Source organism: Flavobacterium sp. N3904 (genome assembly GCF_025947305.1).
Taxonomy (GTDB): domain Bacteria; phylum Bacteroidota; class Bacteroidia; order Flavobacteriales; family Flavobacteriaceae; genus Flavobacterium.
The window spans coordinates 2173381-2198277 of sequence record NZ_CP110009.1 but is presented as its reverse complement, the minus strand read 5'-3'; the positions used below and the strand labels follow the sequence as shown (position 1 = coordinate 2198277).

The following is a 24897-nucleotide window of genomic DNA, read 5'->3' as shown; positions in this document are numbered from 1 at the left end:
TTATGAAATTGATAGCCAAAGCAACGATACAAATTCAAAAACCGATTGATGAAGTTTTTGAAGGAATTGTAAATCCCGAAAAGATGACAAATTATTTTATTTCAGAAAGCAACGGGCGATTGGAAACTGGAAAAGAATTGATCTGGAAATTCCCCGAATTCCCCACAGAAGTTCCCATTAAAGAGATTACAACCGAAATCAATCGTTCGATCTCATTTGTTTGGGACGAAGAAACTGTAGTAAAAATTATACTTGAAGAGCAAACCGACAAAAATACCGTAGTAAAAGTGACTGAAGACGGAAAACAATATAACGAAGACAACCTGAAATGGGTTATTGGAAATACAGAAGGCTGGGCCAATTTTCTCGCCTGCATGAAAGCTTATCTCGAATACGGAATACAACTTCGCAAAGGAGCATTTGAATTTATGCGTGAAAATTGAGATCAAGAATGATTATTGATTTAAACTCGGATTCCATAAAATATCTTATAAAAAAAAGCCCCAAACGGGGCTTTTTCAATATCTAAATTCGAGATTATTTACTCAAATACATTTTTCTTCTTGAGTACAATTCGTAGAATTGATCGTCTTTCAAGTCGTCAATAAATAAAATACTTTCTCCAGTTGATTTCATTTCAGGCCCCAATGCTTTATTTACATTATGAAATTTACTGAAAGAGAAAACCGGTTGCTTGATCGCATATCCTTTTAACTGTGGGTTAAAAGTAAAATCGGTTACTTTATTGTGTCCCAACATTACTTTGGTAGCATAGTTTACATATGGTTCTCCGTACGCTTTGGCAATAAATGGCACCGTTCTCGAAGCTCTAGGATTGGCTTCGATAATATAAACCGTATCGTCTTTTATGGCAAATTGAATATTGATTAAACCAACCGTTTTAAGTGCCAAAGCAATTCGTTTGGTATGGTCTTTTATTTGTTGCATTACAAATTCACCCAAGTTAAATGGTGGCAAAGTGGCATTACTGTCTCCAGAGTGTACTCCGCAAGGTTCGATGTGCTCCATGATACCAATGATATATACATTTTCACCATCGCAAATTGCATCTGCTTCGGCTTCTATCGCTCCATCCAAATAATGATCCAAAAGCAATTTATTTCCTGGAATTGTTTTCAATAAATTGATTACATGTTCCTCTAGTTCTTGTTTGTTGATTACGATTTTCATTCCTTGACCTCCCAACACATAAGAAGGACGAATCAATAGTGGGAAGTCTAAAGTATCTGCCAATGCTGAAGCTTCGTCTGCTGTTTCGGCAATTCCAAACTGTGGGAAAGGAATTTTTAACTCAGTCAACAAATCAGAGAAACGACCCCTGTCTTCGGCTAAATCCAGTGCATCAAAGCTGGTTCCAAGAATTTTTACGCCATATTTCGATAATTTTTCAGCCAATTTCAAAGCGGTTTGCCCACCCAATTGAACAATAACTCCCTCTGGTTTTTCATGCTGAATAATATCATAAATATGTTCCCAAAATACGGGTTCAAAATACAATTTATCGGCTGTATCAAAATCAGTCGAAACCGTTTCCGGATTACAGTTAATCATGATGGTTTCATACCCACATTCTTTCGCGGCAAGCACTCCATGCACACAAGAATAATCAAATTCAATTCCTTGTCCAATTCTATTTGGTCCTGAACCAAGAACAATTATTTTCTTTTTATCGGTTACAATACTTTCGTTGTCTACATAACGTGTTCCGTCGGCTTTTTCTATTTCAGCTTCAAAAGTAGAGTAATAATAAGGTGTTTTTGCTTTAAACTCCGCAGCACAAGTATCAACCAATTTAAATACACGGTTGATGTTCATTGTAGAACGCAACGTATGCACTTGGCTTTCAAGACAACCCATCATATGAGCAATTTGTCTGTCGGCAAAACCTTTTTGTTTGGCTTCCAGCAACAATTCTCTTGGCAATGTTTCTACTTTATAATTAGAAATTTCTTTTTCTAAAGTATAAAGCTCTTCATATTGTTTCAAGAACCACATATCAATTTTTGTGATTTCATGAATACGACTCAACGGAATTCCCATTGCGATTGCATCATAAATTACAAAAACACGATCCCAACTGGCAAAAGTCAGTTTCTCGATAATTTGTTCGTAATTTTTATATCCTTTTCCATCGGCACCCAGACCGTTTCTTTTTATTTCTAATGATTGAGTGGCTTTATGCAATGCTTCTTGGAACGAACGTCCAATTCCCATAACCTCACCAACCGATTTCATTTGAAGTCCCAAAGTTCTGTCAGCTCCTTCAAATTTATCAAAGTTCCAACGTGGAATTTTGACAATCACATAATCCAAAGTTGGTTCGAAAAGAGCCGAAGTCGATTTTGTAATTTGGTTTTGCAATTCATCAAGATTATATCCTAATGCTAATTTAGAAGCAATCTTAGCAATTGGATATCCGGTTGCTTTTGATGCCAAAGCAGAAGAACGAGACACACGAGGATTGATTTCGATAGCCACGATATCTTCTTTTTCGTCTGGCGAAACAGCGAACTGTACATTACAACCACCCGCGAAGTTTCCAATACTGCGCATCATCAAGATAGCGTAATCACGTAATTTTTGGAAAGTCGTGTCTGACAAAGTCATTGCCGGCGCAACTGTGATGGAATCTCCAGTGTGGATTCCCATTGGATCCATGTTTTCAATAGAACAGATAATAACTACATTATCATTCTTGTCTCTCAACAATTCCAATTCGTATTCTTTCCAACCCATTAAAGCTTTATCAATCAAAACCTCATGGATTGGTGATGCCTCCAAACCTCTGGTTAAAAGCTCATCAAAATCTTCTTTTTTATAAACAATTGCTGCTCCAGTTCCTCCCAAAGTAAATGAAGGACGAATAACCAATGGAAAACCAAATTCCTGAGCTATTTCTTTACCTTGCAAGTAAGAAGTGGCAGTTTTTGCAGGTGCCGTAGGAACATTAATTCTTTCTAATAATTGTTTGAATTGTTCTCTGTCCTCGGTAATATTGATTGCATTAACATCAACTCCAATCAATTTTACTCCAAAATCTTGCCAGATTCCTTTTTCATCTGCTTCGAGACACAAGTTCAGCGCAGTTTGCCCTCCCATGGTTGGCAATACCGCGTCAATTTGTGGATGTTCTTTCAATATTTGTATAATTGATTTAGTAGTCAATGGCAACAAATAAACATGATCCGCCATCGTTGGGTCAGTCATAATTGTTGCAGGGTTTGAATTGATTAAGATTACTTCAATTCCTTCTTCACGGATTGAACGGGCAGATTGTGATCCTGCATAATCAAATTCGCATGCTTGACCAATCACAATTGGACCTGAACCTATTATTAAAACCGATTTTATGGATGTATCTTTTGGCATTTTATTTAGTGTTGTAGTTGTTTTTTTTATCACTCTAAAATTGAAGTTTGTTAAATACTTCAATTCATAACCTTAAAATTTAAGTACCGCTTGGGTATAAAAAAAGGCGATACTAAAAAAAAGTAACGCCTTATTTATGTTTATTCAAACATTATTTTTTGTGTCTTGGTTCACTAGAAACAGTCAATTTATGTCTTCCTTTAGCTCTTCTACGCGCTAGAACTTTTCTTCCATTTGCAGAAGCCATTCTATCCATAAATCCGTGCTTATTTCTTCTTTTTCTTTTCGATGGTTGAAATGTTCTTTTGCTCATTGCTTTGTATGTTTAAAAATCTTAATTAAGTATCTATTTATTTTTGAATAACCGTTATTCTAAAACCGAGTGCAAATATACAAAGACTTTTTTTTCTGGCAAGTAGTTTTTAAAAAATATTTTTAATTCCTTTTACTATCTTTGCAATCTTAAATCTTTATACATTATGTTTCACAAAAATATCAAACTTATTATCGCTGGACTTATTATAGTTACTGGCATTTGGCAATTCACTGAAAGCAATATTGGTAACGGAATATTCCTTATTTTATTATCTGGACTCCCTATATTTTTGTATTACAAAAACGAATTTATCTTACTTGCCTTCTTGAAATTAAGAAAACAAGATTTTGAAGGTGCCAAAAAATGGCTAGCACACATCAAGAATCCCGAAACGGCCTTGGTTAGAAAACAACAAGGGTATTTCAATTATCTGCATGGAATAATGCTTTCACAAACCAATATCAATCAAGCCGAAAAATATTTTAAAAAAGCTATTGAACTTGGTTTGACTATGGATATGGATTTGGCTGTCGCAAAATTAAATCTTGCAGGAGTTGCAATGAGTCGCAGAAGAAAACTAGAAGCCACCACGTTATTAAACGAAGCAAAAAAATTAGATAAGCAAAACATGCTGAAAGATCAAATTGCAATGATGAAAGAACAAATGAAAAAAATATAAATCTTACAATTTAAATACCTTATTTTTACGGAATTCAAAAAAGTCATCCCATATTTAGGATGACTTTTTTTACATCGGAAGTATTACATCGGATTAATGTGTTATTCAACGTTATTATTGCTCATTTAAAAACAAAGTAGATATTTTAGCTAATCGTTTTATAATTAATGATTTATGTATAAATTTTTACTTACATTAATTTTCACCTTATCTTTAACAGTTTCATACTGCCAAGACACAATTACGTACCTGTCTGACGCAATAAAAGAAAACATAAATCCATATAAAAAAGCGAGTAATCTAGCCTACGAAAAAAGGGATATTACAGAAGGAAAAAATCTATTTGATTCCTTGGTAAAAAATAAACTTATCGGTACAAAATTTGACGATTTCAATTTGAAAGTTTACAAAGAAAAAAATGTAAAAATAAACCGAATTAACAAACCTATTTTTATAATCACGTATGCCTCGTGGCTTGTTATTCCAAAAGGAGAAATTCCCGCATTAAACATATTAGCAAAAGAACATCGCGATGACATGCAATTTATTGTTATTTTCTGGGACAAGAAAAGTGACTTAAAAAATATTGCTTATAAATTTAACGATGACATTAAAGTTTGCTATGCCAATGAAAACTATTCAAAAGATGCCCACATAGTCGCTACCATAAAACACACTCTGGGTTTTCCTACATCAATCTTTTTGGATGAAAATAAAAATGTAGTCAACATTAAACATTTTGAAAACACCGTTAAAATTAAAACTCCAATCAAACAGGCAATTATTATTAGTTACAACTATTTCAGCAAAGACATTAATGAGAACCTAGTAAACGCGGTAACCAAAAACAAAAGCTTTACCACTAATTAATTTGTCCGCACTTCTTTGAATCAAAATAGTTTCAAAATTGGCATTTTCTAATTAACTTTTACACCATTTCTTCTTTTATAATTCGAGGCAAATTAGCGTTAAGCCATTTGTATTTATTAAGAATCATAACATGTGTTCCACCAGGCACAACGATACAATTTTTTATATATTTTATAGGAAAAACATCATCCAAATCCCCATGTATATGGATAACATTCTCATCAACAACAATACGATTCCATAAAATTACCTGTTCTATTGCCCAATCTAAATATCGCTTATCTCGAACAGAAAGAAATTTTTCGTACAACTTAAGCCTCTGATTTACTTTTTTACCAAAAGAAAACTTAGCTAAACTTTCAATATTCTGAACCAAACCTATCGGAATTAACTTATATGCCTTAGTGTTTTTTGCAATAAGCATTCTCTTGGGAAATTCAAGATTGCTTTTTACACTGGAAATAATAATCACTTTTCTGGTTTTTAAAAAACCAGCCATTTCTTGGACTAATATACCTCCAAAAGAAACACCAATTAGAACGGGATTTTCATGTTTAATTTTTTTTGTCATTCGCTTTGCATATGCCAACAAGGATTCTTTTTCTAGAGGAATTTCCCATTCAAGAAATACAACTTCAAATTCTGTTTCAGGAAGTTTTATCCTTTCAAAAATTGCAACACTCGCTGCTAGACCCGGCATAAAATAGACTGGAATTTTACTCATAATTGGTTTGAATATTATCTCAATTTAGACAACGAAAATTGAGACTAATTTAATTTTTTTAATTGACATAAATTTCACTTATGCTGATTTAAAAAATATTTTTTTGCCTTTTGATTTTCTAAGATTTCAAGTACACAATTCACTTTTACTTCAAAGACATACCAACTCATAATTCCAAAAGATTAATTTACAATAGAAAATCATTTGCCGTTGGATATCAAAACATTACCTTTGTAGTAGCCTCTTTTTAAATACAATCAGCTAAATTTTATTTTAGATAATTATGGATTTTAAATCTACAAATCCTATAAAATTTAAAAAATTAAATCATTAACATATTTAAAAACGAAAAGATATCTCTATCTATAGCAATAAAAGAAAACAATCATGGATTCATCAATCAAAATAGAAATTAAAGACAATGCATTTGCAAGACAATTTGAAACATTAGTGGATATGGGAATGGTTTCGGTAGAATATTCTTTTCAGGAAAAAAAAATATTCCTAACAAAAATAAACACTCCAGAACTATTTGACAATGAAGAATTTATTTCAAATTTTCTCAAAAACATTATGGAAATTGCAATCGAAAAAAAATTAAAGGTTGTACCTATACTTCCAAAAATTGTTCTTTTTTTAAAAAAAACCCAATTTACAAAGAATTACTTCCTCCTGGAATTCGCATATAACAAAATAGCCAGTTTACTACTTAAACTGGCTATTCTATTAAAAAACTAAATTTTTTTGTTTTATCTACTCCTTTGCGTTGACTGTTTTGTTGTTGATTGACGATTGGAATTATACGTATTTGTCTGTTTAGTAGACGGCGTTGAAGGGCGTGTTGAAGGTGTTGAAGGTGTTGATGGACGGGTTGTTGGCGCCACGGGTCTTGTCGATGGCGTTACGGGACGTTCAGTTGGCTTCGAAGGTCTAGAAGAAGATGTCTCAGGTCTTGTTGATGGCTTCGAAGGACGTGTCTCGGGTTTTGCTGAAGGCGATGTCGGACGTGTACTAGGACGTGTTGACGGTCTAGTAGTTGGATTAGTTGGCTTTCTATAATTATTGCCGTTATAAGTCCCTTTATAATTACCGTTTCTCGTATTATTTACGACTACAACAGAAGTATTTCTATTGGAAGAATAATGTGCATAATGCGGTGGATAATGGTAGTAAGGTGGTCTATAATAATGATTGTGATAATGGTAATGATTGTGATAATACACACTAAAATAAATAGGTGCCCATGGACGGAAATAGGATGGGTAATACCCATAATAATAAGGTGGATAATAAGGTACGTATACAGGCGAATACAAGTAAACAACAACGGGACTTGTAGCCACATTAACAACATTAACAGTAGTCGTAGTTGAAGTCGTTGTTACAGTTTGACTCCCATTATAACCAGGATTTATGGTACTTGAAGTAGTTTTTGCAGTTACCGGTTCAACCACATAATTTTTTCCATATAAGTTTTCATCTCCAACTACTTGAACTGTAATTCTCTTGTCTTTGTCTTTGTTCACAAAAACGACAGCTATGTCTTGTATGTCATTTTTAGCGACTTCGTCCTGAAGAATAAACATAAAATTTTCTCCATCTTTTTTTGTCGTTACTTTAATAAAATCAACTTTTCCATCATTGTCTAAATCCAAGTTATTGATTTTAGTATTTTCTTCATTCAATGATTTTTCAAAATCTTCAATAGTCTTTGAATTTTGAAAAATATCTAAAACTGCATACAAATTTAAATTATCACCTGGCAAACCCAATGATTCTGGTTCCTGCTCATTTTGAGAAAAAGCGGTGAAACCAAATAAGGAGGTTATCAAAACCAAAAGTATTAAAATTCTATTTTTCATGTTTTTTTATTAAATTAATAAATTCAATTGCAATATAACAAAAACCATACCTAAACATAGATAATGAAATTTAATTTAACACAATATTAATTTAAATAAAACACTGATTCTATAACTTGTTTTTCTCTATTATTAAACTTAATTTCAACTATATTTTTTGTTAAATACAAAATGAAAGGCTTATCTTTACAATACTCTTCTTTGCCAAAACAAACTTAAAACAGAATAGTTTTTCATTTATAATTTGAAACTTAAAACAAGATGATAAAATACAATTTGATTTCAATTGTCTTCTTTTTTTCTATTGCACGGAGCTATTCTCAAATAGAAATATCTACTTCATTAAATGATGCGATCTACAAAGCCATCGATAAAAATACTTCAATTAAAAACAAAACAATTGAAATCGAAAAATTAAACCTGCAAGAAAAAGGAGTTCGCAATAAATACATTCCAACTGTTGACGCAAATGCACTTTACTCCTATTTTGATAGCAATTTAACCTTAGATCTTCCAGCATCAACAATACCAATTGTAAATATCCCGTTGTTCAATGACAAAGCAACTTATGCTAATTCCGGTAATTTTTTCATAGGAAGTGTAATGGCAAAAACGGTCTTATTTAGCGGTATGCAAATTCCAAATGGAGCCAATGCCATTAAACAAAAAGCGATTGGGACGGCTTACTTAAAAGATTCCGAAAAAGACGCAATCATCAAAGATGTAATCAACACATTCGATCAGTTAAAACTCATCAATGAAACAGAAAAACTCATCAATGACAGTGATAAACGATTGCAAACAGAGACCAAAAGAGTTACAAAAGCTATTGAACAAGGACTTGCCATTCCTTATGATCGGGATAAAATAAAACTAGCGCTATTGGAACTGGAATCCAAAAAAATTGAACTCACTGGAAAACGGACTTTAGTTTATAAAAAAATACAATATCTTACAGGCTATTCAGATTCTGAAATTAATAATGTGCAATACGATTTAATTCCATATTTAATTTCAGAAGAAAAACTAAATACTGAAAACAAACAGGAAATAAAGGCTTTAGAGTCTTTTAAATTGGCAAGTGAGTACCTTTTGAAAAAAGAAAAAGGTACTTATCTTCCAACTGTAGGTGCTTTTGGAGGGATAGTTTACTCGAGTTTATTTGATTTAAACGGAACAACTTCGGTAGTTCCTATTATAAACCAACCTCTAAATTTAGGCCTAAATGAATTTTCATTGAGTCCATTATGGATGGTTGGAGCAGCATTTAAATGGGAGCTATTTGCTGGTTTCGAAAGAGAACATAAGGTTCATGAAGCCAAATTAAACATTGAACAGGTTCAAAATCAAATTGATGACGCCAAACAAAAACTACAATTACTCCTTGAAAACAACTTAATAAACTATACTGTTCTATTAAAAAAAATTGATATCGCCACCCAGCAAGAAAAAGTAGCCAACAATAATCTGAACTTAGCTTCCAAACAATACAAAGAAGGGCTTATAAATGTATCCGAGCTTTTGGAAGCCGAAAATGACTTGTTTAAGGTTACAAATACCAAACTAAACACAATAATAGAAGAACGATTAGCAGCTATTGAAACAATTATAACTACTGGAGAATTATCTAATAAATTATCCAAATAAAAATTTATATCATGAAAAGAGTTTTCGTCATATTGTTACTGACATCAATTGTAATTTGCTGTAAAAATCCCAAAAAAGATTCTATAATACAAGGTAAAGTTGAGAACGAACAAATTGCTGTGGTAAGCAAAATTCCCGGAAAAATTATAAAAATAATGGTAAAAGAAGGAGATTTTGTCAAAAAAGGAGATACGCTTGCTATTCTTGATATTCCAGAAGTAGATGCGAAGAAGAGCCAGGCAGAAGGGGCACTCATATCTGCAAAAGCTCAGTATACGATGGCGGTAAAAGGAGCAACTAGCAATCAAATTTTACAACTTGAAGCCAAAAAACAAGGATTAAAAGAACAGTATGAATTTGCGCAAAAATCAATCAAGAGACTAAGTAATATGCTCAAAGACTCGTTGGTTTCCCAACAAACTTACGATGAAACATTTGCAAAATACCAAGGAGCCCAAGCTCAATACAATGCCGTTATTGCAGAATTGGACGATGCCAAAAAAGGCGGCCGAATTGAACAACAAAATATGGCTTTGGGTCAACAAGAAAGAGCAATAGGCGCATTAGAAGAAGTTGAAACGGCCAACAAAGAACGCTATATTATAGCTCCTCAAGACATGAGTATTGAAACCATCACTCTTAATTTGGGAGAATTAGCATTGCCAGGATATACCTTATTTAATGGATTTATCAGCGATGGGACTTATTTCCGATTTACAATACCCGAAAGTAAATTAAACAAAATAAAAAAAGGCCAACAGATAACCGTTTCGGTTCCATTTACAGATAAGAGCATTAAAGGACATGTTACAACCATTAAACAATTGGGTGCTTATGGCACAATAGCTACCGCTTATCCTGATTACGAAATGCAGGAAAGTTTATTTGAAGTAAAAATAGCACCTAACAATAATAGCGAAACCAAAGATTTGATTACAAAAACTACGGTAACTTTATCTCTTTAAAATATGCGAAATTTTCTCCTGTTGCTAAAAAGAGAATTCCAATTCTTTTGGCAAAATAAAATCCTCCGAATGCTTTTCATTGGTGCTCCAATTCTGTACGGTGTTTTATTGGGTTATGTTTATGGGAAAGGAAAAGTAACCGATTTACCAATTATTATTGTCGATCAGGACAGAACCGAAATGAGCGCAAAAGCAATTCAAATGTTTGACGACAATGAAGTAATTTCTATTGCAGCCGTTTTGTATGACCAAAATAATCTTTCTGAAATTGCAATCGAAAAAGAAGCAAATTGTGTAGTGATCATCCCAAAAGGTTTTCAAAAAATGGTATTTACCAAAAAATACCCCGAAATTATTACAATTGTAAATACTGCCAATGTTCTAACCGCAAATTATGCCTCCTCAGCCATACAACTTTGTCTCGGAACCTTAAAAGCGGGCGTTCAATTAGAAACTTTACGCAAACAAGGAACACCCGAAAAACTACTTCAAGAACAATACGAACCTTTTAAAACAACTTTCCTAAAAAAATACAACCGCAGCACCAATTATATGTATTTCCTGTGGCCAGGCGTTCTAGCAACAGTTTTGCAGCAAGTACTACTTCTTGCGCTAGCACTTTCCTTTGCTTCGGAATTTGAAAATAAAACTTTCATCGATTTAGTGAAGCGATCCCCATCCATTATAAAAATGATGGCGGTAAAAATCATTCCCTATATGATTATGAGTGTTGGTGTTTGGATTTTATATTTGCTGTTTGCCTTTTGGTTTCGAATACCTTTCTTTACCAATCTGGGAGCTTTAACATTAGTTGCAGGTATTTTTGTTTTATCCGTTTCGTTTATCGGAATATTAGTAAGCATTCTCATTCCAAATCAATTAAAAGCAACTGAAATATTAATGATAATTGCAACCCCGAGTTTTATTTTGAGCGGATTTACCTGGCCGTTAAGCCAAATGCCAATTTGGGTACAAAGCATAGCAAATGTAATTCCTTTAACCCATTTTTTAAAAATATTTAGAATTTTAAGCGTAGAAAATGGGACTCTTTCTCAAACTTACCAGTCGATTTTCAATTTGATTATCATTGGAACAATCTGTGCCATACTTTCCTATATTGCGTTGTACTTTAAGAAAAAATCAGTTCTAAAAAGTGACCTATAAAAAACAAAGGCAAGAGGAATGAAACTCTTGCCTTTGTTTTAATCATTAAAAGAATTTGAAATTTATTTTTCAATTTCTTTCATACTATCCATTTTCTTGTGCGCCAAGAAACCAGCAATATCTTCAAAATGCTCAACAACACGCTTGTTACCAAATTCGAAAACCTTTGTTGCCAATCCATCAAGGAAATCACGATCGTGAGAAACCAAAATTAAAGTCCCATCAAAATCACGCAAAGCATCCTTAATAATATCTTTGGTTTTCATATCCAAGTGATTCGAAGGCTCATCCAGAATCAATAAATTTACTGGTTCAAGCAATAATTTAATCATCGCCAAACGGGTTTTCTCACCACCCGAAAGTACTTTTACTTTCTTGGTCACATCATCGCCATGAAACATAAAAGCTCCCAAAATATCTTTAATTTTAGTACGAACATCACCAACTGCTATATCATCAATAGTTTCAAAAATAGTAGCATTTTCGTCTAATAAAGCCGCTTGATTTTGAGCAAAATATCCAATCTGAGAATTATGTCCAATTTCAACAGAACCACTATCAACGCCAATTTCTTTCATTATAGCTTTGATCATTGTTGACTTTCCTTCCCCATTTTTTCCAACAAAAGCAACCTTCTGACCTCTTTCAATTACAATATTAGCATCTTTGAAAACTACGTGATCTCCATAAGACTTGGACATTTCTTTTACAATAACCGGGTATTGTCCAGAGCGAACTGCTGGTGGAAATTTCAATTTCAATGCCGAAGTGTCTACTTCATCAACTTGAACTATAACTAGTTTTTCCAACATCTTAACTCGAGACTGAACAGCATCCGTTTTTGAGAATGTTCCTTTAAAACGATCAATAAAAGCTCGGTTATCGGCAATCATGCGCTGTTGTTCATCGTATGCTTTTTGCTGGTGCATACGACGGTCTTTTCTTAGTTCTAAATAATGGGAATACTTAGCTTTATAATCATAAATACGTCCCATTGTCACTTCAATAGTACGATTGGTAATATTATCTACAAAAGCCCTATCGTGCGAAATCACCACAACCGCTTTGGCCGAATTGATCAAGAAATCTTCCAACCATTGAATACTTTCGATATCCATGTGATTGGTAGGCTCATCCAATAAAATCAAATCTGGTTTTTGTAAAAGGATTTTGGCCAATTCAATTCGCATTCTCCAACCTCCCGAAAACTCAGAAGTTTGACGTGTAAAATCTTCTCTTTCAAAACCTAAACCTATTAGAATTTTCTCTACTTCAGCCTCATAATTCACTTCTTCAATCGCATAGAATTTCTCACTTAAATCAGAAACTCTTTCAATCAATTTCATATACGCATCACTTTCATAATCGGTACGAATTGTCAATTGCTCATTGATTTCATCGATTTCGGCTTTCATACTGAAAATTTCACCAAACGCTTTTGAAGTTTCTTCCATTACCGTGGCACCGTCTGTGGTCAACAAATGCTGAGGCAAATAAGCAACAACGGCATCTTTTGGCGCCGATACATTTCCTGTAGAAGGTTTGCTTTGTCCCGCAATAATTTTCAACAATGTTGATTTACCCGCACCATTTTTACCCATAAGGGCAATTTTATCATTTTCATTTATAGCAAAAGAAACATCACTAAAAAGAGTTGTTCCTCCAAATTGAACCGAAATATCGTTTATTGTAATCATTCGTCTGTTTATTTGTTTATTCGGTTAATCGTTGAAATTGTTAATCCGATTTTTGAAGGTGCAAAGATAGGTTAAATAGATTATTAGATTTTTAGACATTTTAGATTTTTATCAAAACTAAAAATTCGATAATTTACACAGCAAATTATCGAATTAAAATAGAATTATAATTTATGAACGTTCAAACTATTCTTTCCTCCATTTTTTTGATTCCTCAAAAATATGTTCCAAGATTGCGGCTTCTTTTTCATCAAAATCAACATTTCTGCGACTCATTACCAATCTTGCCGTTTCGAAAGCTTTTTTGGTCACATAAGTAGTAAATCCTGTTGCTCCACCCCAAGAAAAACTCGGAACAAAATTTCGAGGAAAACCACTTCCAAAAATATTGGCACTCACTCCTACTACCGTTCCGGTATTAAACATCGTATTGATACCACATTTACTATGATCCCCCATCATTAATCCGCAAAATTGCAGACCTGTTTTGGCAAAACTTTCGGTTTCATAATCCCACAATTTTACTTCTTCATAATTGTTTTTTAAATTCGAATTATTGCTGTCGGCTCCAATATTACACCATTCGCCTAAGACCGAATCTCCAAGAAATCCATCGTGGCCTTTATTGGAATAGGCAAAAAGAACTGCATTCTTGACTTCCCCACCAATTCTGGAATAAGGCCCAACGGTTGTTGCTCCATAGACTTTGGCTCCCATTTTTACTTGTGCATTTTCGCACAAAGCAAAAGGTCCACGAATGATAGATCCTTCCATTATTTCTGAATTTTTACCTATATATATGGGCCCTTCAGAAGCATTTAAGGTCACAAACTCCAATTTGGCGCCTTCTTCAATAAAAATAGCTGAAGGCGAAATCACATTAACACTTTTTGGAATAGGTTGCGACTTTCTGTCTTCGGTTAAAAATTCGAAATCTTCCCGAATTGATGCATCATTTTTCGAAAAAATATCCCAAGTATGCTCAATAGTAATACAATCCTCATTGTATTCCAAAATTTCATAAGTATCAAAATCTACTGATTCCTGTTCGTCATTGGTATAAAAAGCTATAACATCATCTCCCTTGAAAATAGCTTGATTAGGTCCAAGATTACTAACCATTTCTACCAAAACTGCATTTGGCAAAAAAGAGGCATTGATCATTACATTTTCTTCCAATTCGACCATCGGAAATTTCTCCGATAAATATTCCTCGGTTACTGTTGTTGTGGTAGACCCCAAATGCGCTTCCCATTTTTGACGAATCGTCATAATACCAACCAAAATATCGGCAACAGGACGGGTAAAAGTAAAGGGTAACAAGGCATTTCGAGCGGGACCGTCAAAAAGTATGTAGTTCATAAATTAAATTATAAATTGTTAAAATGTGATTTGGTTATCACCGCAAAGTTACAATTATTTTTAAATGTTTACAGAAGTAAGGAATTACACTCTAAAAGAATATGAGACGAAATTCCATAAAAAAAAGCCCCGCAAATTGCGAGGCTTTTTATGTATTGAAAACAGTTAAAATTATTTAACGTGTTTAGCGTATTTAGTTTTGAATTTATCAATACGTCCTGCAGTATCGATAAGTTTAGATTTACCTGTGTAAAAAGGGTGAGAAGTTCTAGAAATCTCCATTTTTACAACTGGATATTCAACACCATCAACAATAATCGTTTCTCTAGTATCAGCAGTAGATTTAGTGATAAAAACATCTTCATTTGACATGTCTTTAAAAGCAACTAATCTGTAATTTTCTGGGTGTACACCTTTTTTCATCTTGAATCTTTTTTATTTGTTAATTATAACTTGTCTTGAAGCTTTTCTTCTAACAGAAAAGGTATAAACGCACTATAACTTTTTGTTTTACAATATTATTTTGAGTTTGCAAATTTACACTTATTTTTCAATATACAAACCTTTGTGCAACTTTTTTTATATGGACGTAAAAATCATTTTTTACACGCCATTATATTGGGAATTGCTATATTTGTAGACTAATAAAAATAGTCTCTATGGAAAATAATGTATCGCCAGCAAAGTCTGGTGTTTTGTATGGTGTTTTATTCGGTATTATAATGGTATTGGAATTCGTAATCATGTATTTGGTCGGAATGAAATCATTAATTAATACCAGTGTTGGAACAATTGTAAACATTGCCAATTACATGATATTACCTCTGTTGTTTATATATATTGGCTGTACAAATTACAAAAAAAACATTAATAACGGATTTATATCACTTACCGAGAGTCTCAAAACAGGAATTTCCATAACTTTTATTGCAGCACTTATATATGCCCTTTTCAATGTTATTTTCAATTTCATTTTTCCAGAGTTTATTGATGAAATGATAGCAATTACTAAAGAAGGCATGCTTGCAAAAAACCCAAACATGACAAGTGAACAAGTTGAAATGGGGCTTTCAATGGTGAAAAAATTTATGAACCCTCTAATTGTTTTACCAGTAACATTGGCTATGTATTCTTTCTTTGGCCTAATTTACTCCTTAATTGTTGGTGTAATAGTGAAAAATGAAAAACCACAAAGCTTCTAATTAATGAATTTATCAATACTCATACCACTTCTTAACGAAGAGGAATCCCTACAAGAATTATATACTTGGATTATTTCGATTATGAAATCGAACAATTATAGTTACGAAATCATTTTTCTGGATGACGGAAGTACAGATGAATCCTGGAACATTATAGAAGGTTTTGCTGCTGAGAATCCTAATGTAAAAGGAATTCGATTCATGAAAAATTTTGGAAAATCTCAAGCTTTGCATGCTGGTTTCGCCAAAGCAAAAGGGGATGTGATTATCACTATGGATGCCGATTTACAGGACAGTCCAGATGAAATTCCGGGATTGTACGAAATGATTACCACTCAAAAATACGATTTGGTTTCGGGCTGGAAAAAGAAACGTTACGACTCTGTTGTGGCAAAAAATCTTCCTTCAAAACTATTTAATTGGGCCGCTAGGAAAACATCTGGAGTGGAATTGAATGATTTTAACTGTGGACTGAAAGCCTACAAAAATGTAGTAGTAAAAAACATTGAGGTTTCTGGTGAAATGCACCGATACATTCCAGTTTTGGCAAAAAATGCTGGTTTTGGAAAAATTGGCGAAAAAGTAGTACAACATCAAGCGAGAAAATATGGAGAAACCAAATTTGGAATGGAACGTTTCATCAATGGTTTTTTGGATTTAATCACGATTTGGTTTCTTTCCCGATTTGGAAAAAGACCAATGCATTTATTTGGCGCGATTGGTTCCTTGATGTTTATCATTGGTTTTTTATTGGCTGGATACATTGGAGTTTCGAAACTGTACCACATGTATATGGGAATGCATTACAATCTAGTCACCACCAATCCTTGGTTTTTTATTGCATTGACAACAATGGTTTTGGGAACGCAATTATTTTTGGCAGGATTTCTAGGTGAAATTATTTTGAGAACAAAAAATAATGAAGAACGGTATAAGGTTTCTAGTGAAGTGAATTTTTAATATTTTTTTTATATAAAAGCAATTTGCTGAACTAAAAATAAAATTAAAATAAGTTATATGAACTGAATTTCTCGCTTTACGGGTCTAGCCCTGATAGTAGCGGAAATCCTTTTTTGAATAAATCTATTTTTTCTTGAACGGGCAGAGCGACCAGAGGAAGCTCCTGACAGTTCTTAGAAAAAAGATTTAAGAGAAAAAGATTGTAGCGGATAGCAGGAAATAGCTCCTCCCTTCGACTACGCTCAGGGTGACAGAATTTATTTCTTGCTTTAACAAAACAGATTAACAACTTAAACTAAATATAAAATGCACATAGCACAAAACATTTTAGACGCAGTAAACGAATGGTTAACTCCAACGTTTGACAATGAAACACAAGTAGCCATTAAAGAATTGATGACGACTTCGCCAAAAGAACTGGAAGAGAGTTTTTATAAGAATTTGGAGTTTGGAACGGGTGGTATGCGCGGTGTAATGGGAGTTGGAAACAACCGCATCAACAAATATACGCTTGGAAAAAATACTCAAGGACTTTCTAATTATTTACATACTGTTTTCCCAGGAGAGGCTTTGAAGGTTGTAATTGCTTACGATTGCCGTCATAACAGCCAATCTTTGGCCAAAGTGGTTGCCGATGTTTTCTCTGCAAATGGAATTCAGGTGTATTTGTTTTCGGACTTGAGACCGACTCCGGAATTGTCTTTTGCCCTTAAATATTTAGGTTGTCAATGCGGTATCGTACTTACTGCTTCACACAATCCGCCAGAATATAACGGATATAAAGTGTATTGGCAAGATGGCGGACAAATTGTTCCTCCTCAAGATGGAGCCATTATTGATGTTATCGAAAATTTAAATTACAATGAAATCAAATTTTCAGCAGATGAAAGTTTGATTAAATATATAGACACCGAAATTGACGAAGCTTTTGTAAAATCGTCTGTTGAAAATGCCAGTTTCAACACTCTAAAGGAAGCCAAAGACAATTTGAATATTGTATTTACTTCTTTGCACGGAACTTCGATTACGGCTGTTCCTGCAACTTTGGAAAAAGCGGGCTATACCAATGTGAACATCGTTCCCGAACAAGCCAAACCAGATGGAAATTTCCCAACCGTAAAATCACCAAACCCAGAAGAGCCAGAAGCATTGACAATGGCACTTGCCTTGGCCGATAAATTGAATGCGGATATTGTTGTAGGTACCGATCCTGATTGCGATCGTTTGGGAGTTGCTGTTCGAAATAACGAAGGCAAAATGATTTTGTTGAACGGAAACCAAACGATGATTTTAATGACCGCTTTCTTATTGGAACAATGGAAAAAAGCAGGTAAAATAAACGGAAAACAATTTGTGGGTTCTACCATCGTTTCTACTCCAATGATTATGGAGTTGGCAACAGCTTATGGCGTTGAATGCAAAGTGGGATTGACAGGCTTCAAATGGATTGCCAAAATGATTAAAGATTTCCCAGAGCTAGAATTTATTGGTGGTGGAGAAGAAAGCTTTGGATATATGGTTGGTGATGCGGTTCGTGACAAAGATGCTGTTGCGGCCACTTTATTAATTTGTGAAGTTGCGGCTCAAGCCAAAGCCAAAGGAAGTTCTGTTTACAATGAATTACTGCAACATTATGTTGATTTTGGTTTCTACAAAGAACACCTGGTTTCCCTTACCAAAAAAGGTATCGAAGGACTTGCTGAAATCAATCAGATGATGGTTTCTTTACGAGAAAATCCCTTGAAAGAAATCAACGGTCAGAGAGTAATAATGGTGGAAGATTACAAATCATCTATCGCCAAAAACTTATTTACAGACGAAGAAGAAATTTTGGATATGCCCAAAGCCGATGTTTTAATTTATTACACGGAAGATGGGTCTAAAATATGCGCCAGACCAAGCGGAACGGAGCCAAAAATCAAATTTTACATCAGCGTAAAAACCGAATTAGACAGCGTTGCTAATTTTACTAAAGTAGAAGAAGTGTTGAACGAAAAGATTAAAAACATAATTATTGCAATGCAATTGAGCTAATTAATTTGCATTAAGAATCAGTTCTATTCGCATACATCAAGCAAATTAAATTGATTTCAATACAATCAAACAAAATGATAGACTCTAATTTACTCAAATTAATTCCATTCACAAAACCATATAAAAGCCATATTGTTTGGAATATAATATACAACATATTGTACGCTTTATTTAGCACCATTTCGATGCTATCGCTACTCCCAATGTTGGAAGTACTTTTTAGTAAAACAAAATCTATACCAAAAGAACCAGTTTTCAAAGGAATTGGAGGCATAATGCGTTATGGAAAAGATTTACTTTATTATAATATTTCCGAATTAACAAAAGAAAGTGGCCCACAATTTGCTTTATTATTAGTTGTATCGTTAGTTATCACAACTTTTTTATTAAAAAACTTTTTTAACTATTTAGCCTCTTTTCACATAATGCATCTTAAAAATGGTGTGTTAAGAGATTTAAGAAAAACAATGTATGATAAAATAATTGAACTGCCTATCTCCTATTATTCTGAAAAGAAAAAAGGTGATGTCATGGCGAGAATGCTTGGTGACGTAGGAGAAGTTCAAAATTCTTTTTTCTCAATATTAGAACTTATTGTAAAAGAGCCTTTAACTATTCTATTTGCATTGATTACAATGTTTGCAATCAGTGTAAAACTTACCGTTTTCGTGTTAATTTTTATTCCAATCTCAGGATTAATTATTTCTAAAATCGGAAAAAATTTAAAGGCAAAATCTTTACTTGCTCAAAACGAAGGTGGACACTTAATTTCAATTGTTGAAGAAAGTTTAAGCGGTCTAAAAGTAGTAAAAAGTTATAATGCAGAAAATAATTTTAAAAATAAATTTAACGATTCAGTTACCCGACTTCTAAAATTATCAAACAGTATAGGGAATAAAAATAATTTAGCATCGCCACTAAGTGAATTTATGGGAATAACAACAATTGCTGTATTACTATGGTATGGCGGTAATCTAGTTTTAGTACAAAAAACATTAGACGGCTCCGCTTTTATCGTCTACTTAACATTAGCCTATAACATTCTTACCCCAGCAAAATCGATTTCAAAAGCTTCTTATGCTGTAAAAAATGGATTAGCAGCTGCTCAACGTGTATTTGAAGTATTGGAGGTAGAAAATGAAATTACCAACAAAGAAAATGCTATTGAGAAAAATACTTTTGACGATTCTATCACTATCCAAAACATCAATTTCAGATATGAAAAAGAAAATGTTTTAAAAGATTTTTCGCTTGAAGTCAAAAAAGGGCAAACTATTGCTCTTGTAGGACAATCTGGAAGTGGGAAGAGTACTATTGCCAATTTACTGACTCGTTTTTATGATGTAAATGAAGGAAGCATTACTATAGATGGAATTTCCATAAAAGATATGGAAATGCATTCTCTCCGTGGCTTAATGGGATTGGTAACACAAGACAGTATTTTATTTAATGACACCATAAAAGCCAATATCTCATTAGGAAAACTGGACGCTACTGACGAGGAAATCATCGAAGCTCTAAAAATTGCCAATGCTTACGAATTTGTAAAAGACCTTCCAAAAGGCATTTACACGAATATTGGCGACAGCGGAAACAAACTTTCCGGAGGTCAAAAGCAAAGACTATCTATTGCCCGTGCCGTGTTAAAAAATCCTCCAATTATGATTCTGGACGAAGCCACATCAGCTCTAGATACAGAAAGCGAAAAATTTGTACAAGTGGCACTTGAAAATATGATGCAAAACAGAACTTCTATTGTAATTGCACATCGTCTTTCTACCATTCAAAAAGCCGATTTGATTGTTGTAATGCAAAAAGGGAAAATCGTTGAACAAGGAAAACACGAAGATCTTATTGCCATGAATGGCACTTATAACAAATTGGTAACAATGCAGTCGTTTGAATAAATTAGTTTAAAAGTATAAGATAGCTTAAAAATTCAATAAAAACTAAACTTCTAAACCTTTTAAACTTTAAACCTTTAAATTCATAAACCTTAAATGTACCTGAATAATCCCAACATAAAACTTCCGCAAGATCCAGATACCATCGTATGGAAATATCTGGACTTGTCGAAGTTTTTGGATTTATTGCTTTCGCAAAAACTATTCATGTCAAGGTCAGATAAATTTGAAGACCAATACGAAGGTACTTTTAGTGAACCTACATTTGAAGAAATCAAAAAACTTTCCATAGACAATCCTGATTTCTTAAATTATTATAAAACACATCGGGAGAAAGTAGCCATCAGCAGTTGGCACATCAATGAATACGAATCATTTGCTATGTGGCAGATTTTCACGCAAAATAGTGAAGGATTGGCCATACAATCTACTGTAAAAAGACTTCAGGAGGCTTTGGTACCCGAAACAAATTACAAACAGTTCATTGGCGAGGTTAATTATATCGATTACAAAAAAGAATACATTCCGTTTGACGATATGTTTTTTCCATTTTTATTCAAACGAAAAAGTTTTCAATACGAACGTGAAGTACGAATCATCACCGATGTTTCTGAAAACCCTATCAAATTAAATGATGGATTAAAAATAAATGTAGACATTAGTCAATTGATAGAAAAAATCTACATCCATCCCAAATCTGAGAATTGGTATAAAAAACTTGTTATTCAATTAGTCGCGCAATTGGGATTTGATTTTGAAATCGAAAAATCAGACTTGGAAAGTGACATTTTAATTTAAGATTTATATCGGATTATAACTTTCTACTTTCCAGTCTTTATTTGCCAAATCGATGTAATTGTAATGTACGACATCTTTGCTGTCAAACTTTCCGTTTTTGTTGGTATCCTCTACAGTTCTAAAATAGAGACGATTTTGCGATTCAATTAAATTCCAATCAATCAATTCTTGGAAATCAACCGATACTTTTGTGAATTTATCCCCGCTAATTTTACTTAAATATAATGTTGTAATATCACTTACATCGAGTTTTCCGTCTTTATTGGTGTCCATATCCATCATCGTATAAACCATAATTTGCTTATTGAGTTTATCGGAGACTGCTTTCAAATAAGTGGCTGTTTGAATCAAAACAGGTTTATCCGTTAATGCTTTTATAGAATCAGAACCAATTTTTTGAAATTTAAGGTTTTGCAAATAACCCGTGATTTCATACTCGGATGTATTTGATATTGTAAAACTCAAATCATTCACACTCGATGAACCATATCTGTTTTTAGTACCTTTTTCATAAACACTCAAATCACCTACAGGATGTATCAAATAATCTGTTCCTTGCATTTGAATTGGCAAATCGGCAATTTTTATTTGAGTTGAGTCCGTTTTGGTCAATTCTCTACTATTTTTAGAAGCATCATAAATCACTTTCGGCTTTTCTGATTCTTCTTTACAACTTGCTAAAAGTAAAAGCGAAATTCCAATACAGACAAAAGGTGATGTTCTCATAATAATTTTAATATTAAAAAATAAACTCAAATGTAATCATTTTTAAAAATGGAAAAGTAAATATGCAGCAGATTTATTCATTTGTGTAAACTTCAATTTCAGCTTTCTTAAAAAGCACTATAACCTCGCACTTAATTTCAAATTAAAAACACGGGTAGTCATATAATTGGGAATCGCATATTCTGTTTTGGTGTACACATCACGAACCCAAGTATTGGTTATTGCATTTTGATTGTCAAAGAGATTGAAAATCTCAAAACCTAGCGATAGTTCCTTTAGATTTTTAAAAAATTTCTTATTGGACATTCCCACTTTTTGATCGATGAACACTTTAGAAAACCCGACATCTACCCGACGGTAATCATTCAATCGGTTTTGGTACAAATACGGATCGGCATAAGCTGGAGAACCGCCCGGCAATCCTGTATTGTAAACTAGATTAAGATACAATTTCAGGCTTGGAATTTTTGGCATATAATCCTGAAACAAAAGACCAAATTTTAATCGCTGATCGGTTGGTCTGGCAATGTAGCCTTTGTTATCGATATTCTCTTCAGTCTTTAGATAGCCAAAACTAATCCAGGAATCGGTTCCAGGAACAAATTCACCATTAAGCCGCACATCCAGACCTTGTGCATACGCAGTTGCGTTGTTGGCAGCCGCATAACGTATCCTGACATTGTCAACCGTATATGGATTTACATCAGATAATGTTTTATAATAGGCTTCGGTTACGAGTTTAAAAGGTCGTTCCCACATTTTGAAACTGTAATCATTTCCCAAAACCACATTTATTGCTTTTTGCGCTTTGGTATCAGGCTGAACCACTCCATCATAATCCCTCAACTCCCGATAAAATGGTGGCTGATTGTATACTCCAATGGTAAACCTAAACAGCATATCTTTCTTCCAATCTGGCTTTATGGCAAATTGAGCTCTGGGACTAAAAACCGTTTGAAAATTACTAGCCAAATTATCGCCTGTAACTTCCCAGCTTTGCATTCGAACACCCAAATTATACCAAATTTCGTTTGTTCCTAGATTATCTTTTCTACCCCATTGCGCATAGGCCGAAAATCGGTTAATATCAGTAAAATTAGTAGCATATACATATTGAAATGGCGCTAAAGGGCCAGTATAAGGCTGATAGGGCTGATCATTTTTAGGCAGCATAAGAGGAGGATTTATCGAAAACCCTGCAGAATCAATAACTTCCCATTCTGACACTCGGTCCCGAATCGATTCCTTCGTGTATTTCACACCCCATTCGATTTGGTTTTGTTTCCAATTCTTGAATCCTTTTATTTCTAAATTGGCAATTAACGCATCCAAATTATTTCGGGCATGATTAAGTTGTGAACCAATTCCTCTCGAAAAAGTAACATCTCCATAGGTATCTGAACCAATATTCGTATCGACTTCGCCCAAACGATATTGAGCCAAAATATCAAAATTTTCTTGTTCTACAGTATGAAAAAGCGATCCAATAAACTTTAACGTAAAACTGTCATTTACTTCGTAAGTAGTTTTTATAGCCCCAAAATAAGTATCGTATTTATCTTTTTCCTGTCCTTCATAATAAACCGATAAAGCCATAGGAGCATCCGCTGTTCCAAAATTGGTCTGACGGGTAAGCGGCTGATATAAATACTTATTTTGAGAAATATTACCCAAAAAACTCCATTGCCATTTAGTCGAAGACTGATAAATGATGTTAGTTTGAATATCGGCAAAAGTTGGAGTGTAATTGGTTTGGGTTTCCTGACTATTGACTAGCAAGCTGTTGTTTCTATATCGAATTCCGGTAATTGCAGACCATTTATTGTCTTTTGAAACAGCATCAACAGAAACACTTCCTCCAAGAAAACTTAATTCTAGATTGGCTCCAAAATGTACTGGCTTTCTATAGGTAATATCTAAAACAGAAGACATTTTATCTCCATATTTTGCCTGAAAACCACCCGCTGAAAAATCAATGTTTTGAACCAAATCAGTATTGATAAAACTCAATCCTTCTTGTTGTCCCGATCGAATAAGAAAAGGACGATAAACTTCGACCTCGTTTACGTAAACCAAATTTTCATCATAATTCCCGCCTCGTACTTCATATTGGGTACTCAGTTCATTATTTGAATTTACACCCGGTAATGTTTTCAAAACGTTTTCTATTCCAGCATTCGCTCCTGGGATAAAATGTATATCCTTGGCGTCAAAAGTGATAATTCCCTGAACTGCCTTTTTATTTTTATTATTAATAACAACCTCCCCCATTTGTTCCTCCTGCTCATTCATATTCATGTTAAAAACATAAACTTCATTAGGCTTTAAAGAAATTTTAAGAGAACTTTTTTTTAATGAAATGTGGGTAAATTCTACTGTGACTTTTTGATTGGCAGGTATTGCAATTTGATAAAAACCCGTTTCGTTCGTCAGGGCTTTAGCATTCAAACAGCTAATATTTACATTTTCTATAGGGTGATTATTTTGGTCTAAAACAATTCCTTTTACAAAAGCCGTTTGGGCATCAGACACAAACCCTAATCCAAAAAAAAGGAAACAATATAGAATTCTTAAGGTATACAAATGGTGTGTGTTTA

Annotated in this window: 20 protein-coding genes and 1 pseudogene; 12 read left to right on the top strand and 9 right to left on the bottom strand. The window is 33.6% G+C overall.

Features of this window, described 5'->3' with window-relative positions; translation table 11 throughout:
* Positions 1 to 2 precede the first annotated feature (2 nt).
* Positions 3 to 443, top strand: a complete 441-nt coding sequence (locus OLM57_RS09175) for an SRPBCC domain-containing protein (RefSeq protein ID WP_264563401.1) — start codon at positions 3 to 5, stop codon at positions 441 to 443.
* Positions 444 to 537: 94 nt separating this feature from the next.
* On the opposite strand, the gene carB is transcribed toward OLM57_RS09175, so the two are convergent.
* Positions 538 to 3390: a carbamoyl-phosphate synthase large subunit gene (carB, locus tag OLM57_RS09170; protein WP_264563400.1), complete on the bottom strand. Its 2853-nt coding sequence runs from the start codon at positions 3388 to 3390 to the stop codon at positions 538 to 540.
* Between the two features lie 151 nt (positions 3391 to 3541).
* Complete coding sequence (gene rpmH, locus OLM57_RS09165) at positions 3542 to 3703, bottom strand: 50S ribosomal protein L34 (protein ID WP_008464848.1); 162 nt, start codon at positions 3701 to 3703, stop codon at positions 3542 to 3544.
* 166 nt (positions 3704 to 3869) lie between these two features.
* Here rpmH and OLM57_RS09160 point away from each other — a divergent pair, with 166 nt between their 5' ends.
* Positions 3870 to 4385, top strand: coding sequence for a DUF2892 domain-containing protein (locus tag OLM57_RS09160; RefSeq protein ID WP_264563399.1), 516 nt, complete (start codon positions 3870 to 3872; stop codon positions 4383 to 4385).
* Positions 4386 to 4559: 174 nt separating this feature from the next.
* Positions 4560 to 5255, top strand: a complete 696-nt coding sequence (locus OLM57_RS09155; RefSeq protein WP_264563398.1) for a TlpA family protein disulfide reductase — start codon at positions 4560 to 4562, stop codon at positions 5253 to 5255.
* Between the two features lie 58 nt (positions 5256 to 5313).
* On the opposite strand, the gene OLM57_RS09150 is transcribed toward OLM57_RS09155, so the two are convergent.
* Entirely contained in the window at positions 5314 to 5979 is a 666-nt protein-coding gene (locus OLM57_RS09150) for an alpha/beta hydrolase (protein WP_264563397.1), read from the bottom strand.
* A gap of 405 nt (positions 5980 to 6384) precedes the next feature.
* On the opposite strand from OLM57_RS09150, the pseudogene OLM57_RS09145 reads away from it, so the two are divergent.
* Positions 6385 to 6668 (top strand): annotated as a pseudogene (locus tag OLM57_RS09145) (GNAT family N-acetyltransferase).
* A gap of 60 nt (positions 6669 to 6728) precedes the next feature.
* Here OLM57_RS09145 and OLM57_RS09140 read toward each other — a convergent pair.
* Positions 6729 to 7841, bottom strand: a complete 1113-nt coding sequence (locus tag OLM57_RS09140) for a hypothetical protein (protein ID WP_264563396.1) — start codon at positions 7839 to 7841, stop codon at positions 6729 to 6731.
* A gap of 261 nt (positions 7842 to 8102) precedes the next feature.
* On the opposite strand from OLM57_RS09140, the gene OLM57_RS09135 reads away from it, so the two are divergent.
* Genes OLM57_RS09135 through OLM57_RS09125 form a run of 3 tightly spaced genes read left to right on the top strand, consistent with a single transcriptional unit; the run spans position 8103 to position 11617 of the window.
* On the top strand, positions 8103 to 9488 hold the full coding sequence (locus tag OLM57_RS09135; RefSeq protein WP_264566889.1) for a TolC family protein: 1386 nt from the start codon (positions 8103 to 8105) through the stop codon (positions 9486 to 9488).
* Between the two features lie 11 nt (positions 9489 to 9499).
* Positions 9500 to 10453 (top strand): HlyD family secretion protein, encoded by a 954-nt coding sequence (locus tag OLM57_RS09130; protein ID WP_264566888.1) that lies wholly within the window; start codon positions 9500 to 9502, stop codon positions 10451 to 10453.
* A 3-nt stretch (positions 10454 to 10456) separates the two neighbouring features.
* The gene (locus tag OLM57_RS09125) at positions 10457 to 11617 is read left to right on the top strand and encodes an ABC transporter permease (RefSeq protein WP_264566887.1); all 1161 of its coding nucleotides are present in this window, start codon (positions 10457 to 10459) and stop codon (positions 11615 to 11617) included.
* A gap of 62 nt (positions 11618 to 11679) precedes the next feature.
* Here OLM57_RS09125 and OLM57_RS09120 read toward each other — a convergent pair whose 3' ends face one another.
* From OLM57_RS09120 to OLM57_RS09110, 3 genes are all read right to left on the bottom strand, one after another.
* Positions 11680 to 13314 (bottom strand): ABC-F family ATP-binding cassette domain-containing protein, encoded by a 1635-nt coding sequence (locus OLM57_RS09120; protein ID WP_264566886.1) that lies wholly within the window; start codon positions 13312 to 13314, stop codon positions 11680 to 11682.
* 186 nt (positions 13315 to 13500) lie between these two features.
* Entirely contained in the window at positions 13501 to 14676 is a 1176-nt protein-coding gene (locus tag OLM57_RS09115; RefSeq protein ID WP_264566885.1) for a GlmU family protein, read from the bottom strand.
* Between the two features lie 171 nt (positions 14677 to 14847).
* The gene (locus tag OLM57_RS09110; protein WP_111410657.1) at positions 14848 to 15099 is read right to left on the bottom strand and encodes a type B 50S ribosomal protein L31; all 252 of its coding nucleotides are present in this window, start codon (positions 15097 to 15099) and stop codon (positions 14848 to 14850) included.
* A gap of 236 nt (positions 15100 to 15335) precedes the next feature.
* Here OLM57_RS09110 and OLM57_RS09105 point away from each other — a divergent pair, with 236 nt between their 5' ends.
* From OLM57_RS09105 to OLM57_RS09085, 5 genes are all read left to right on the top strand, one after another.
* Positions 15336 to 15878: a DUF4199 domain-containing protein gene (locus OLM57_RS09105; protein ID WP_264566884.1), complete on the top strand. Its 543-nt coding sequence runs from the start codon at positions 15336 to 15338 to the stop codon at positions 15876 to 15878.
* A 3-nt stretch (positions 15879 to 15881) separates the two neighbouring features.
* Positions 15882 to 16838 carry a glycosyltransferase family 2 protein gene (locus OLM57_RS09100; protein WP_264566883.1) on the top strand — a complete coding sequence of 319 codons (957 nt, stop codon included), beginning with the start codon at positions 15882 to 15884 and terminating at the stop codon, positions 16836 to 16838.
* Between the two features lie 306 nt (positions 16839 to 17144).
* Positions 17145 to 18872 carry a phospho-sugar mutase gene (locus OLM57_RS09095; protein ID WP_264566882.1) on the top strand — a complete coding sequence of 576 codons (1728 nt, stop codon included), beginning with the start codon at positions 17145 to 17147 and terminating at the stop codon, positions 18870 to 18872.
* A gap of 74 nt (positions 18873 to 18946) precedes the next feature.
* Positions 18947 to 20779, top strand: coding sequence for an ABC transporter ATP-binding protein (locus OLM57_RS09090; protein WP_413614344.1), 1833 nt, complete (start codon positions 18947 to 18949; stop codon positions 20777 to 20779).
* 93 nt (positions 20780 to 20872) lie between these two features.
* The gene (locus OLM57_RS09085; RefSeq protein WP_264566881.1) at positions 20873 to 21574 is read left to right on the top strand and encodes a hypothetical protein; all 702 of its coding nucleotides are present in this window, start codon (positions 20873 to 20875) and stop codon (positions 21572 to 21574) included.
* Between the two features lie 3 nt (positions 21575 to 21577).
* Here the strand turns inward: OLM57_RS09085 and OLM57_RS09080 are convergent, their stop codons facing one another.
* Entirely contained in the window at positions 21578 to 22300 is a 723-nt protein-coding gene (locus tag OLM57_RS09080) for a hypothetical protein (RefSeq protein WP_264566880.1), read from the bottom strand.
* A 117-nt stretch (positions 22301 to 22417) separates the two neighbouring features.
* Positions 22418 to 24883, bottom strand: a complete 2466-nt coding sequence (locus tag OLM57_RS09075) for a TonB-dependent receptor (RefSeq protein ID WP_264566879.1) — start codon at positions 24881 to 24883, stop codon at positions 22418 to 22420.
* Positions 24884 to 24897: the final 14 nt, after the last annotated feature.